This window comes from Bacteroides intestinalis (assembly GCF_003464595.1).
Lineage (GTDB): Bacteria > Bacteroidota > Bacteroidia > Bacteroidales > Bacteroidaceae > Bacteroides > Bacteroides intestinalis_A.
This window is the reverse complement of the sequence record NZ_QRZF01000016.1, coordinates 122,713-138,134: the sequence shown is the minus strand read 5'-3', so window position 1 is coordinate 138,134 and position 15,422 is coordinate 122,713. Positions and strand designations below refer to the sequence as shown.

At 41.8% G+C, this 15,422-nt stretch carries 6 protein-coding genes; 5 read left to right on the top strand and 1 reads right to left on the bottom strand.

Going from position 1 to position 15,422, the window contains the following annotated elements; all coding sequences use genetic code 11:
• The first annotated feature begins 308 nt into the window (after nt 1–308).
• The 4 genes from DWW10_RS19120 (at nt 309) to meaB (ending at nt 12,095) form a co-directional block, all read left to right on the top strand.
• Nucleotides 309–3,227 (top strand): PL29 family lyase N-terminal domain-containing protein, encoded by a 2,919-nt coding sequence (locus DWW10_RS19120; RefSeq protein ID WP_118422096.1) that lies wholly within the window; start codon nt 309–311, stop codon nt 3,225–3,227.
• Between the two features lie 772 nt (nt 3,228–3,999).
• Nucleotides 4,000–9,759 (top strand): alpha-2-macroglobulin family protein, encoded by a 5,760-nt coding sequence (locus DWW10_RS19115; protein ID WP_022392911.1) that lies wholly within the window; start codon nt 4,000–4,002, stop codon nt 9,757–9,759.
• Nucleotides 9,760–9,830: 71 nt separating this feature from the next.
• Complete coding sequence (locus DWW10_RS19110) at nt 9,831–10,901, top strand: DUF1573 domain-containing protein (RefSeq protein ID WP_022392910.1); 1,071 nt, start codon at nt 9,831–9,833, stop codon at nt 10,899–10,901.
• A gap of 90 nt (nt 10,902–10,991) precedes the next feature.
• Nucleotides 10,992–12,095, top strand: a complete 1,104-nt coding sequence (gene meaB / locus DWW10_RS19105) for a methylmalonyl Co-A mutase-associated GTPase MeaB (protein WP_022392909.1) — start codon at nt 10,992–10,994, stop codon at nt 12,093–12,095.
• Between the two features lie 68 nt (nt 12,096–12,163).
• Here the strand turns inward: meaB and DWW10_RS19100 are convergent, their stop codons facing one another.
• Entirely contained in the window at nt 12,164–13,078 is a 915-nt protein-coding gene (locus DWW10_RS19100; protein WP_022392908.1) for a DMT family transporter, read from the bottom strand.
• Between the two features lie 247 nt (nt 13,079–13,325).
• Here DWW10_RS19100 and DWW10_RS19095 point away from each other — a divergent pair, with 247 nt between their 5' ends.
• The gene (locus DWW10_RS19095; RefSeq protein WP_259320506.1) at nt 13,326–15,356 is read left to right on the top strand and encodes a sensor histidine kinase; all 2,031 of its coding nucleotides are present in this window, start codon (nt 13,326–13,328) and stop codon (nt 15,354–15,356) included.
• Nucleotides 15,357–15,422: the final 66 nt, after the last annotated feature.

The window sequence follows — 15,422 nt, the reverse complement described above, 5'->3', positions numbered from 1 at the left end:
GTAATCAGTGTTTTACATTCGATTTTTGTCTTCTTGTCTTTTTTTAAATCTTCTTTTCTCCTTTTTCCATGTCTCCTTTTAGGAACTACTTTTTTCTCTCACATATTCATACTGATACATTTTCTCATCTCCCACCAAATAGCCTTCCTATGGCCATTATTCCTTGAATGTTAACGGATTTAACGAGATTTTATTACCTATAAAGTAACGGCTAAATAAGGTAGGTAATGTTAAATGAAATAAGCATTGTTAATTAGACTATTATTATTCTTTATTTTTTAAATTTATAAATTTAAAGTTTTTTTATTATGAACAAAAAATTTCTAAGTGCAATCCTGTTCGGGGCTTTAATGATTGGCTCTGTGGGGACATTTACGTCTTGTAAGGACTATGATGATGACATCGAAAACTTGCAGAAACAGATTGATGAGAACGCTAAGGCCATAGAGCAGATTAACACTCTGATCTCGAACGGTAGCGTTATTACAAATGTTGCTAAAGGTACAGATGGCATTACTATTACTTTAAGTAATGGCAATTCTTATGAAATTAAGAATGGTACTAATGGCACAAACGCTGCAGCTTGGACTATCGGAAGCGATGGTTATTGGTACAAAGACAATGTAAAACAAGACTATAAGGCTGTTGGTAAAGATGGAGCAGATGGCTCTGATGGTTCTGAAGGTGCTGCTGGTGCTGACGGTTGCTACTATGTTCCCAATGCTGAAACTGGATTCTTTGACATCTACAATGGTGATGGTACGCTCAAAGAGCATACAACTATTGCATGGAAAGGTACAGGTATTACTGCTGTTGATAACGGTACCGATGTCATTCTTTATAATGTAAAGATGGCAGACGGAACAATGGGACAGGTTACCATTTCTAAGAATAACAATTTACGCAGTTTAGTTTTTATACCTCAAGTTTACGTTGATGGTGTACAAGGCTTCACTTATGACTCTTATGCTTACAAAGCTTTAACTTTGGGTAACAAAGATTCTAAGACGGAAAAGGCTACACTTGCTGCTACTGCTACAACGATCAATCCTGTTGTTGAAGTTGAATATCATGTAAATCCTTCTAATGCTAATGTTGAAGAGTTGAAAGACAAACTTTCTTTCATTGTTAAGAAGGATGTAGATTATATAACTTCACGTGCTGCTGCTTCTAAAGACTTTAATGCAACTCCGGAATTCGTTTCATTCAAGGATGGTATCTTGAAAGTAAAAGTTGATATCACTGGTATTGCTGCAACTGGTAACAAGATTTCTGTTCTTGCTTTGAATGTAGAAAAGGAAAATGGTGAAAATATCACTTCTGACTATGCTACTGTTTTCAAAAAAGATTTGAATGATTTAGCTATTGCTGATCCTGCTGCTGAAGCTGCTAAGAAAGGTATTGCAAATAAAGATGAGCATTATAGAACTCTTATTGGTACAGCTGATGCTAATGCTTATAATAAGAATATTGTTTGGTCTGAAGGATCAACTGAGGCTGCATCTAAACTAATTTGCGATACAGTTGTAGTTTACAATTCATCTTTGGATTTGAATGGATGTGTTGAAGCTCATGAACTTGCTTGCTTGGGTGGTGACGAGATTAACGTTGCTGATTTGAAGAAGCTTGGTTTGAATTTTGAATTCGATGTAGTTAAGAATTACAAGGTAGGTAATCCTGTTACAGATCAGGCTGATTTTATCACTTTGGCTGATGGCGTTCTGACTCCGAAAGTATATGAAACAGAAGGTCCTGCTGCTATCGGACGTACTCCGATTGTACGTGTTCGTTTGATGCACGGTAACAATATTGTGAAAGTAGCATATATTAAGGTATATATTGCAGGTAAGGTAGTTCCTACTAATCAATATGAGTTAACTATTGAAAACTTCAAGTACGATTGTGTTATGACTCCTGCTGAACGCTTGTCAACCGTTAAGGATATGAACGTTCAAGTATACAATGAAATTGGAATGAGTAAAGATGAGTTCCATACTACTTATCCGTACTTCTTCGATTATGGAGCAAGCCTGACTCCGGCAGACCTTGGTTCTTGTGTAGAAACTACCGATGCTGAAACTCAAGCTACTCATGTAATCAAGTGGACTATTGCTAAGGATGTATTGTGGGCTAATGCAGATAAGGCTTTGACACATCGTGTAAGATACTATGCTGGTGCAGGTCAAACTGGTGCTTATGTTGAATTGTTATTGACTACTAAGGTTGATGATATCAAGAAGTCTTATAACGTTGAAAAAGCTGACTTCATTTCTAACTACTGGAATGATACTAAGACTTATACTAAGTTTAATGTTGCTGTACCGACTAGTACATCTGATACAGATCCTAATAACTGTACATTTACCAATGACCTGAACTCTCCGTTCACTACTTGGCCGAAGAATAGTACAGAAGGAACTCCGGGTGTATTGAAACTTGATAAGGCTGTAACTGGTATCCAATATTTCTTCTGTGCTGATGACATTAAGACTATTACTAAGATTGGTGATATCAACGTAACATTCACTACTAGTGCAGATGGCTTGACTCTATATGCAAAAGTGGGTACTGCAGCAGCAGAAACTGTAGCTACTATTGACAATTCTGGAACAACTAATCCTAATACTGTTACATATAACAAGAACAGTAAGATTGCTAAAGAACTGTTGAACACAGGTGCAATGTACACTTATATTGGTGCTACAGGTCGTGTATGTGATGACGCAACTAAGGTAGTGACTATCACATTCGATGGTAAGGATCACTTCCAAGCTAACTTCATCCGTCCGGTTAACATCGCTGAAAAAGCAGCAGACAACTTTATCGATGCTGTTGACTTCGGTGAAAAGGGCTCATTCATCCGTCTGGAAGACTTGATTGCTCCTTATGACTGGCGTAATCGTGAGTTTAGCGATTATACTAACTACTGGGATTTCTATGGCCCATTCAAGATTACTGCTGATGTAGATAATGCAGAGTGTGATTTGAATGGTGTTCGCCAAGGTGTTCCTGTAACAGTAGAACTGAAAGCAGACTACACTAATCTGACGATGGGTACTGGTGCTGACGCTAAGACTTCTAAGTATGGTTTCATCACCTACAAGAACAACGGTACTAAGGTGTCTGCATTCAACATCTATGTTAAGGTTACTGTAGACTATGGTTGGGGTACTATCAAGACAGGATTCATCACTGTTCCTGTAGCCTCTACTATCACTAATAACTAATTAGAATAGTAATAATTAAAAAGAGTATGTCCTTCGGGGCATACTTTTTTTGGAATGATACAACTACTCTGTGAAGAATAGTCCTTTTTTTCACCATCGTGAAAAGTAAAATGTTGTTGTGTGAGGCTGTCCCCAGTGGGAGACAGCCTCACTCTTTTTCTGTCATATTGTCCCATACCTTGTCACTCTTTCCTTTTTCTGCCATTTTTTCCACTTCCCTCCTTGTTTGATCTTCTTATTTTTGATATAGATCAAGAAATATGTTATAAAACATACTTTTCTGCCAAATATTGCTGTTTGTTCTAAACAAAGGTATTATTTTTGTGTTATAAAACATGTATTTAATAGGATAACAAGATTTTTTAAGGAGGATAACAAAATGAAAACGTTAAAGAAAATTTTTAAGCACATCAGCGAGGCTGATAAGCATGTTTGGGGTTATTCAACAATTTACTAAACCCCTCTTTTAGATTGTGTGTATTTGATTTTTAGGTATTAGTTTAATTTTTAAGGTTATGAAAAAAAAGATTTTTAAAACATGGAGAAACATTCTCGCCGAAGTAGGTCGGAATGAGATGTTGATGATGGGTTATACCCTGAAGAAATAAGAAAGCATTTTAACTAAACTTGATGAAGCGAGGAGTATGTCCAGAAAACGTATTCCTCGCTTCTTTTATATCCCCTTGAAAGCTTTTTTATATAAAAATCAGCTTTTGTTTAAACTTTATTCCCTTACTTTGTTGTTAGTACAAAGACTAATAGAATAATATCTATGGAAAGAATTCAAAGAATTTGTAGTTTAATACTGCTAGCAGCGTTTTGGGGTTGTATGCCCGTGCTGCATGCGCAGTCGTTTGATAAGTTGTGGAAACAAGTGGAGCAAGCACAAAAAAAGAGCTTGCCGCAAACTGTAATAAAACTGACGGATGAGATATTCCGGAAAGGGGAGCAGGAAAAGAATACCCCACAGATGTTAAAAGCCTATATGTGCCGGAATACATTTCAGAATGTACTGACACCTGATAGTTTCTATGTCAACCTGAAAGGACTGGAACAATGGGCGGAGCGTGAACAAAATCCGGTCAGTCGTGCCGTACTGAATTCACTGGTGGCAAGTATCTATGCCAATTATGCAGATAATAACCGATGGGAATTGCGGCAACGCACTTCGCTCGATCTGGAAGGTGAAACCTTGCCGGCAGATATTCGTGAATGGAGCGGCAACCTCTTCATGAAGCAGGTGATGAAGTATACAGGAGAGGCATTGAAGGATTCTACAGAATTGCTGAAGACATCTTCGCGTACTTATATTCCTTTTGTAATTTTAGGGGATGCAAGTGAATACTATCATCATGAAATGTATCATTTGTTGGCATCACGTGCCATTGATGCTTTACAGAAAGTTTCATGGTTCGAGACGGACTCATTGGTAAAGAAAGACATCATGGGCATTTATGACCGGATGATAAACACCTATCGGAAGATGCCCGGCATGGAAGATGCTGCTGTACTGACTATGCTGGATTATATGGAATGGCGTAATAGAGAGGGAGATGTTTTGCTTCGTCCGCGAGCTGTAAAAGAAGGTGAAAGTGAAGCTCCGAACCAATATTTACGTGCCTTGGACCGCATTATTAAAGATTATGCCAAGCGTGATGTGTGTGCAGAGGCTTATTTAGCTAAAGCACGTTATTATCGCAATATACGTGAATATGAAAAGGCTTTGCAAACTTGTGATGAAGCCATCAACCTTTATCCCGACTATAAACGGATATCTGCATTGCGTGAGCTGAAAGAAGGTCTTTTGCAGCCGCAACTGAACTTTAGTACAGACAAGGTTACCTATCCCGGTGATTCTCTGAAATTGAGGGTTACTCATTGTAATTTGGATGGATTTACGGTGAATGTCTTCCGTACTACTCTGTCGAAGACTACAACGGACATGCCGGTGATTAATCCTGCTTTCTATAAGAAGTATGCCCATAAAGTAAAAACGGAACACTTTTCTTTGTTGCGTCCGGCTAATTACCTGCCGGCAGATAGTACATATCATATGTTATTGCCGGACGAACCGGGTATTTATGTAGTGCAGGTAGTACCTGATGATAAGAAAGGGCGAACTGCCGAGAATTACCTTTATCTCACTCGTTTCAAAGTATTGACTATGCCTCTCTCAACTAAAGATTATGAGGTTGTGACCTTGGATGCTGAAACCGGTAAACCTGTAGCGGATGTTCAGATTACTTTCTATTCAAGTTATGGAACCAGGGAAAACAAGGTATTGGAGCAGAAAACTACGGATGCATCGGGTAAGGTGATACTACCGTGGAATAAGCAGTTCCGTTCGTTGGTTGCCACGAAAGGCACTGATACGGCAATGCCATTGCAGCATATCTATAATAACTCTAATGGAACCTGGAATCATACAGACAGAGAATCCGAAGCAGTGAAGATATTGACGGATCGCTCTTTGTATCGTCCCGGACAAACTATTTATATAAAAGGTATCGCTTATGCTCAAAGTGGTGATACGGCTATGGTGCTTTCCAATAAGACTTATACTGTGGAGCTTACCGATGTGAATGATACTAATATTGGAAAGAAAGAAGTCCGTACCAATGAGTTCGGTTCGTTTACCACTGAGTTTGTGCTTCCTACTGCCTGCCTGAACGGCTCTTATTCTATAAGAACAGGAAAAGCAAACGGTTGGACATCTGTACAAGTGGAAGAATATAAACGTCCTACATTTGACATCGTCTTCGATTCTCAGAAAGAGTCTTACCAGATAGGAGATAGTGTACAGGTGAAAGGTACGGTAAGCTCTTTCAGTGGTGTGCCCTTGCAGGGGTTGGAATTGAATTATACTGTTACCCGCAGCCAGTTCTCGTGGTGGAGAGCTTATGGAAGTACTACTTCTCTGGTTTCAGGTAGCGTAATGATAGGTGATGACGGAATGTTCTCTATTCCTGTCCGGTTGCAAGGTGTGGAAGGTGTTACTTCCGGTTACTATACTTATCGGATAGAAGCCTCTGTAACCAATCAGGCCGGTGAAACACAGACTTCCGTAACGACCTTGTCTGCCGGAGACCGTTCATTGATTCTGTCTGTTGATACACAAGATCGTATCTGTAAGGATGACAGCATCCGGCTGACTTTTGTAGCCCGGAACCTGAATATGGAGCCTGTATCGGTGAAAGGTGATTACCGTTTGGTGCAAACTGTGAATGGAAAGCCTGAAGTCCGTTTCAGCGGGCAGTTTACTTCCAATGTGGAAGTAGTATTGCCGGAATGGAAGAATCTGCCTTCCGGTGCTTATGAACTGCAACTGACAGCAAAGGACGATCAGGGTAGGGATGTTGACTACAAACAAAATATCGTGCTTTTCTCCTATAATGATAATCGTCCTCCTGTGACATCGCCTGTCTGGTTCTATTCACGTAATACGCAGTTTGATGCCGGACACCCTGCACAGTTCAGTCTGGGAACTTCCTTTAAAGATACCTACGTGATGCTGGATATATTCAGTGGTAAGCAGCGCCTGAGCAGTACAACACTTCAATTATCCGATTCCATTGTCCGTTTTGATGTGCCTTATAAAGAAGAATATGGAGACGGAATAGAATACCTGTTTGCTTTTGTCAAGGATGGAGAACTCTATTTCGAAAAAGTGGATTTACAGAAGCGTAGACCGGATAAAGAACTGACAATGAAATGGGATGTGTTCCGTGACAAATTACGTCCCGGGCAAGAAGAAGAGTGGCGCCTGACCATCAAGACACCACAGGGTACGCCTGCCGATGCTGAAATGCTCGCCACTATGTACGATGCCTCTTTGGATAAGATATATCCAAATCGTCAGATTTTTTATGTGAACTATTCTCGGTTTGTGCCTCAGATTTACTGGTCGTATGGATATACAGGTTCTGTTTATTACTCCTGTTATTTCCCAATGCGAGATTGGAAGGTACCTCCATTTGTCTATGATACTTTCTATTCGGAAGAAGGTGTACAGGAAGCATTGGTAGTAGGTTATGGTGCTATGAAAAACGCCACCATGACCGGAAGCGTTCAGGTACGGGGATTGGCAAGTCCACGGATGAAAGAGATGGTTGCTGAAGATTCTTCTGCCGATGTTGCAGATATGGTATTTGAAGAAGAAATGGTGTCAACTGAAGAAACCGGTGCTGCCGTAGAACTTGGTGATGCTCCCGAACTGCGTACGAACTTTGCAGAGACAGCCTTCTTCTATCCGCAACTTCGCACAAATGAGCAAGGGGAGATTTCCTTCTCTTTCACCATGCCGCAAAGCCTGACACGTTGGAACTTCCGTGGGTATTCTCATACGAAAGGAATGATGATCGGGAAATTGGATGCTTCAACCGTCACGGTGAAAGAATTTATGTTGTCTCCCAATATGCCGCGTTTCGTACGAGTAGGGGATAAGACCAGTATTGCCGCAACGATTACCAACCTGACAGGAAAAGCTCTGAAAGGAACCACGAAGTTTGTACTCTTTGATCCGATGACGGATAAAGTGATTTCTACACAACGCCAATCTTTCACAGTAGAAGCCGGAAAAACAGTTCCTGTAAGTTTCCGTTTCACAGTAACGGATAAACAGGATATGCTGGGCGTACGCATGATTGCTGATGGCGGTACATTCAGCGATGGCGAGCAACACCTGTTGCCTGTATTGAGTGATAAGGAATATATCACTGAAACTCTTGCTATGCCGATACGAGGTGAAGAAACCCGTACTTTCTCTCTGGACAGCCTGTTCAATAATAACAGCCGTACGGCTACTGACCGTCGTCTGACAGTGGAGTTTACCGGAAATCCGGCCTGGTATGCCGTACAAGCATTGCCGGTATTGAGCCAACCTCGTACAGATAATGCTACTGCCTGGGCTGCCGCATATTATGCCAATTCTCTTGCTTCATACATTGCCAATAGCCAGCCACGCATTAAAGCTGTATTCGATAGTTGGCGCATGCAAGGTGGTAAGAAAGAAACTTTCCTCAGCCAGTTGCAGAAGAATCAGGATGTGAAGAATATCCTTCTTGAAGAAAGTCCCTGGTTACTGGAGGCCACTACAGAAGCAGACCAGCAAGCCCGTATTGCTACACTGTTCGATCTCAATAACCTGGCAAATAATAATATAACCACTCTTACCAGATTGAAAGAACTGCAAGATGCCGATGGTGCATGGAGCTGGTATAAAGGGATGTCGGGTAGCCGTAATATGACGGGATATATCACCGAACTTCTCGTTCGTTTGCCTTTACTTACCGGACAAAAGAATTCCGGTGATGCCCTTTCTATGCAGCAGGCAGCTTTTAAATATCTGCATCAACAAGCATTGGAGGAATACAAGAGTATTCGTAAAGCGGAGAAAGACGGAGCTAAAATAACTACCCTCTCACATCCGGCAATGACCTATCTCTATCTGGTAGCTATTTCCGGTGAGAAAGTGCCTGCTGCCAATGAGGCTGCTTACAGTTATTTCCTTTCCAAAGTTGGCAAGAACCTGAACACAGCTGAAATGGGTATGAAAGCACAGTCGGCTATCATTTTACTAAAAGCCGGTCGTACGGCTGAGGCTAATGAGTTTATTGCTTCCATTAAGGAACATCTGGTGCAAACCAATGAACAAGGAGCCTATTTTGCTTTCAATGAAAAGCCCTTCCGTTGGGGAATGCAACCTATTCCTGTTCATGTGGAAGTAATGGAAGCTTTACGTCTGGCAGGTGGCAATGACGCCTTGGTAGAAGAAATGAAGCTCTGGTTGCTGAAACAAAAGCAGACTACAAGTTGGAACTCACCGGTTGCAACAGCGGATGCCGTTTATGCATTGCTTTGCCAAGGCAGTGATCTGTTAGTTACCCGTGGTGATGTGCGCATTGTTCTTGGTAATAAAGTATTGGAAACATATAGTCCTGCTAAGACTACCGTTCCCGGATTGGGATATATTAAAGAAAGTTTTGCACAAGGCAGTCCCGAATTGCGTGCTAAATCTATCACTGTAGAAAAACGGGATGCAGGTATTGCTTGGGGTGCAGTGTATGCTCAATACCTCTCACCGATTTCCGATGTGAAACAGCAGGGTGGTGAATTGGCAGTGGAAAAGAAACTTTATGTAGAACGCACTTTGGCTACCGGAAAGAAGGAACTGCAACCAGTCACTGCTACTACACAGTTGGCTGTGGGTGATAAAGTGGTTTCCCGTCTGACGATACGTCTTGACCGTGCAATGGATTTCGTTCAGTTGAAAGACCAGCGTGGCGCTTACTTCGAACCGGTGAATTCACTTTCCGGTTATCGCTGGAACGGCGGAATAGGATATTATGTAGAAATAGAGGATGCTTCTACTAATTTCTTCTTCGACAGCCTGAGCAAAGGTGTGTATGTGCTGGAATACAGCTACCGTGTGGCTCGTAGCGGGCAATATGAGGCTGGATTAGCTACTATACAGTGTGCTTATGCACCCGAGTATGCTGCCCATTCGGCATCCATGAAAGTAGAGGTAGAGTAGTAATTTTAAAACACCCTTTTAGGAACTCTCATTTAAAAAAACTACTTTTGTGCATCCTAAAATGAAAACGAATGAAACGAACCTTGATATGTATGTATGCGTTTGCCGCCGTAGCACTTACTGCTGCGGCGCAACCGCGTTTTTCATCCAATAAAGAAACCCACAACTTCGGACAGATTGAGTGGAAACATCCCGTCAGTGTACAGTATGTCATCACCAATATCGGTGACCAACCTTTGGTACTTACTGAGGTAGATCCTTCCTGTGCCTGTTCCGTAGCTCAGTGGACCCAAACGCCCATTGCTCCCGGTGATAAAGGTATTATTACCGTGGATTTTGATGCAAAGGCATTGGGCCGCTTTGATAAATCAGTGGCTATTTACTCTAATGCACAGCCCAATCTGGCTTATTTGCACTTCACAGGCGAAGTAGTGCGCGAGATTAAAGACTTTACGAAAACTTATCCTTATCTGATTGGTCAGATTCGTATAGATAAGAATGAAATTGATTTCCCTGATACCCATCGTGGCGCAAAGCCTGTTATACGGATTGGAGTTGTGAATCAGTCGGATCGTTCGTATGAACCGGTATTGATGCATCTGCCTTCCTACCTGGATATGAAAGTGGAGCCCAATGTACTTCAGAAAGGTGAGAGGGGGCTGATAACATTAACCCTCAATACAGAGAAACTAACTGATTTGGGCTTAACGCAAGCATCAGTTTACCTGTCCCGTTTCACAGGAGATAAAGTGAGTGATGAAAACGAAATACCGCTTTCAGCTATCCTTTTACCCGACTTTTCCGGTATGACAGATACGGATAGAGCAAATGCTCCGGTAGTCCGTCTCTCGGAAACTGATATAGACCTGAGCGCTTTATTGGCAAAGAAGAATAAAGTGAAACATGATATACAGCTTACCAATACCGGACGCTCTCCGTTGCAGATAAGTAAACTGCAGGTATTCAATCCTGCCTTGGGAGTAAGTCTTAAGAAAAGTGTGTTGCAGCCGGGAGAGACTACCCGTTTGCGTGTGACGGTAGATAAGAAGAATATCGCAAAGAAGAAACGTCATTTGCGTATTCTGATGATAACAAATGATCCGATGCAACCCAAGGTTGAGATCAATATTAAGGCAAAGTGATAAGATTTATGATTTATAATACGCTATTCTATCGCCCTATAAATCATAAATCCTATCGTAAATCATAAATTATAAATCATAAATCTTATCATGGAACATCCTGAAAACAATGAAGCCTATAAAGGCCTGGTTGTCAATGCAGGCATTGAACAACCTTCATCTGTTAATCCCTATCGTCGTCCTAAACCCAGAAAGCGTCAGCTTTCCGTGGCGGAGTTTGTAGAAGGTATTGTAAAAGGTGATGTAACCATTTTAAGCCAGGCAGTGACTTTGGTGGAAAGCGTGAAAGTTGAACACCAGGCAGTGGCACAAGAGGTCATTGAGAAATGCCTGCCTTATTCCGGAAATTCTATCCGTGTAGGTATCAGTGGTGTACCGGGAGCAGGTAAAAGTACTTCCATTGATGTTTTCGGTCTGCATGTATTGGAGAAATATGCAGGCAAGTTGGCGGTACTTGCCATCGACCCCAGTAGTGAGCGTAGTAAAGGCAGTATTCTGGGTGATAAGACACGTATGGAGCAACTTTCCGTTCATCCTGCATCTTTTATTCGTCCCAGTCCATCGGCAGGGTCTTTGGGCGGAGTAGCCCGTAAAACGCGTGAGACGATTATTCTTTGTGAAGCTGCCGGTTTCGATAAGATATTTGTAGAGACAGTAGGTGTAGGACAGAGTGAAACAGCTGTACATTCTATGGTAGATTTCTTTTTGCTTATTCAGTTAGCCGGTACGGGCGATGAATTGCAAGGCATCAAACGCGGCATCATGGAGATGGCCGACGGTATTGTTATCAACAAAGCCGACGGTGATAATCTGGATCGTGCAAAACTGGCTGCAAATCAGTTTCGTAATGCTCTGCATTTGTTCCCTGCTCCTGAATCAGGATGGACGCCACAGGTAATGACCTATTCCGGTTTCTATAACTTGGGAGTGAAAGAAATATGGGATATGATTTACGATTACGTCGCTTTTGTGAAGGACAACGGCTACTTTGATTACCGCCGTAATGAACAAAGTAAATACTGGATGTACGAAAGTATCAATGAGCGCCTGCGCGATAGTTTCTATCATAATCCGGTTATAGAAGCTATGCTCGGTGATAAAGAACAGCAAGTATTGCAAGGTAAACTCACTTCATTTGTTGCTGCAAAAAGTTTGCTGGATACGTATTTCGGGGAAATGAGAAAGAGTGATTAGTGGTGAGTGATTAGTGATTAGCCCATACGGTATAATAGCGTAGCCTGCTAATCACTAATCATTAACCGTTAATCACAAATTTTCCCTTCCTTTTCAAAGTCTGCCTTCGACTTACTCTTCGTCACAATATATACGCCGAGGAACACTAAGGCAATAGCTATTCCCTTTTCCCAGCCGAATACTCCCAAACCCATGATAATGGCAGCGATAGAAGCTACGATGGGCTGCATATAATTGTACATACTTACCACTGTGGGGCGCAGTAATCTTTGCGCAGTCATAATGAATATATAAGCAAGGAAACTACCGCCTATTACCACATAACCTACTTGTACGTATGCTGCAGTGGAAATCTCTGCCCACTGAATACCCGCTACATCTTGATAGGAGAATGGAATATAACACATGGATGCGTATATAAACATCCACTTATTCAGTGTGATGGGAGAATATTTCTGTGATAACCCCTTGAATACAGTCAGATAAATAGAGAAACTGATTTGCGCTACCAGACAAAGTAAATCTCCGATAATGCTACCGTTGCCACTGCCTGCGGTCTGACTACTTAAAATAAGTGTCAGTGCTCCCATAGCTCCCACAAAGATACCCAGTACTTTCAGATTCGTGATAGGCTCTTTCAGATAGATAGCGGCAATAATCATGGTCACGATGGGAAGCGTGGTTGTCACAATGGAGGCATCAATGGGTGAAGTCATTGAAAGACCGAAAATATATACCCCTTGATTGAATACCAGTGCAAAGAGCGAAGCAAAGAATATCTTCAGCATATCGCGGTGGTCCACATGCTCATACTTACAAAATGCGGACAACAGCCAGAAACAAGCTGCCGCACCCACCATGCGAAATGTGGTCACCGATAAAGCTGAAAACTCCATAAGTGCGGATTTGCCGATAGGAGCCATAAGGCCCCATAAAATATTGGCAGTCAGGGCGAATACATGCCCTTGTACATTCTTATTCATACTCTTTTTGTTTTTGAGGCTGCAAAAGAACGATTATTTTTTGAAACTAAAAAGACTTTTCTACTTTAATATATTTACGGCAAAATCATTGAAAGACTTCTTACTTACAGTTAAATACGAATAAATTTGCTCTAACCTACAAATTATTCTATATTTGCAACAAAAGAGACAAGTTCTTCAAATTGTCCGAAATATGATAAACTACTGGATTAAAATTGTAACAACATGCTGGTTTATTCTCTTTTGTATGCAAATTTATGCAGCTCAGGAGGTTGATGTAGATCAGACCAGAAAACACTTGCTGGAAACACTACAAGACAATTCCATCGATAAACAGCAGAGAATGGAACTGTATGTCGACTTGTATGACTTGTCCGACGATGTGACAAGTAAGCGTACCTATATCAACGAATCGCTGCAACTGGCCATTCAGTTGAAAGATCAGATCTATATTTTTGAAACACTGGACATTCTTTGTCGTAGTTATAAAGATGATCCGGATTCTTTGCACTATTATCAGCGGATAGGAGAACAATGTCTGGAAGGGCCTTATAAGGACTTTTATATGGCATGGCTCAAGGCTTTTCCTTCTGTTTGCAAGATGGATGAGGCCGAGAAACCTGATGAAGCCAATGAAGAAATCTCACGGTATAAACGTCACAAGGTAAATCTCTCGGATAAGTCGCAGGAAGTGCAGTGGGAGATGATACTGTGTTCGGCAATGGAATGCATTAGTTACTTTTCACCATCTGTTGCCAATTCAGAAGACCGCATTGTTCATTTGAAGAATATTCACCAGTTGGTTAGCGGTCTGCCATTCGAGGTTAGTTATAAGTTCGATTGGTATTATCTGACCCGCATTGAGTTCATATATCGTGCGGAAGGAAAGGCCGAGGAAGCTGCTAAAGCTGTGGAGGCCTTGGAACAAACGGAACAACTGTATGACAATCAGTTTGAATTGCCTTTCTACAAGAGGCGTACTTATATCCGTACCCGTAGTCGTGAAGCTTTGCGTATGGGGGTTTATAGCGAGCTTCTTTATTTCGGAGATATCATAGGCAGGAAAAGGGCTGATGATATTTATTCCCGTATGGAGGAATATTATCAGTCCAAGACACCGAAAGAGAATAAAGAGTGGCTTTTGCCCTCCGCTTTCCGTTACTATTTTTATACCGCACAGTATGACCTTGCCATGCAGACCATTGATGAACTGCTGGAACAAACGGATTCTGCCGACACGAACAGGCGGACAGAGTTACTGGCAAAGAAGATAAACCTGGTTACCCAATGGAAACAGCATTACAAAGAAGGGTTTGATGCTTTTTGGGAGTACACCAACCTGATGGAAGATAATCATGTGGAAGAGACGAATAAACAGTTGGCTGAGATGCGGTCGTTGTTTGAAGTGGATAAACTGAAGATAGAACAGGCTGAACTTCAAGCGCGTTATCATCGTATCGCTCTTGCTGTACTCATAGTCCTGCTTCTGATTTTCTTGATCTGGAGCCTCTATCAGTACGTGCTGACGAAACGGTTGAAAGCAACAAAGCAGGCGTTGATTCTGTCGAATGAGAAAGTGGCTGAGGAAAGTGAACGAGCCAAGGCGAGTGACCGTATGAAGACGGAATTTCTACAGTCCATGTGTCACGAGATACGTACTCCGCTCAATGCTATCTGCGGTTTCAGTACTTTGTTGTTGAATGAAGATTTGGCTCAGGAAGATAAAAAAGATTTTCCGGTCATCATTGAAAAGAACTCCAATCAATTGACCGAATTGTTCGAGGATATTCTGCAAGTATCGGACTTAAGCAGTTCGTTGGAATTGTTCCCCATGGAGCAGGTGGATATATTGCCGGTTTGTGCCGGACTTCTGGATATATGCCAGGGAAGAACTAGAAACTCCGAAATCGCTTGGCTATTTGAATCCGGAACGGATGAGTGTCTTGTGAAAACGAATGCCCGATACTTACAACGTGTCGTAGAACACCTCCTGGGTAATGCTGCAAAGTTCACAACTGTCGGTACTATCCGCATGAGTCTGGTGCGTACCGAAGGAAAAGTTCGTATTATGGTGAGCGATACGGGGATCGGCGTTCCGGCTGACAAGGCCGAATATATATTCGACCGTTTTACCAAATTGGACGAATTCGTTCCCGGCACCGGATTAGGACTTTATTCCTGTCGCCTCATTGTCACCCGCCTGGGTGGTTCCATTTATCTCGATACATCTTATCAGGATGGTGCATGTTTCTGCATTGATTTGCCGGCTGAGGAGTGATTTTTCTATTTCCGGGCGTGGAAATAAAAGATAATCACGTATATTTGCTTTGATTAAAAGCAAAAA

Excerpts from the sequence above, each read along its gene's own strand:
- DWW10_RS19110 (WP_022392910.1), top strand. The coding sequence starts at position 9,831 with ATGAAACGAACCTTGATATGTATGTATGCGTTTGCCGCCGTAGCACTT.
- DWW10_RS19100 (WP_022392908.1), bottom strand. The coding sequence starts at position 13,078 with ATGAATAAGAATGTACAAGGGCATGTATTCGCCCTGACTGCCAATATT.
- DWW10_RS19120 (WP_118422096.1), top strand. The coding sequence starts at position 309 with ATGAACAAAAAATTTCTAAGTGCAATCCTGTTCGGGGCTTTAATGATT.
- meaB (WP_022392909.1), top strand. The coding sequence starts at position 10,992 with ATGGAACATCCTGAAAACAATGAAGCCTATAAAGGCCTGGTTGTCAAT.
- DWW10_RS19095 (WP_259320506.1), top strand. The coding sequence starts at position 13,326 with ATGCAAATTTATGCAGCTCAGGAGGTTGATGTAGATCAGACCAGAAAA.
- DWW10_RS19115 (WP_022392911.1), top strand. The coding sequence starts at position 4,000 with ATGGAAAGAATTCAAAGAATTTGTAGTTTAATACTGCTAGCAGCGTTT.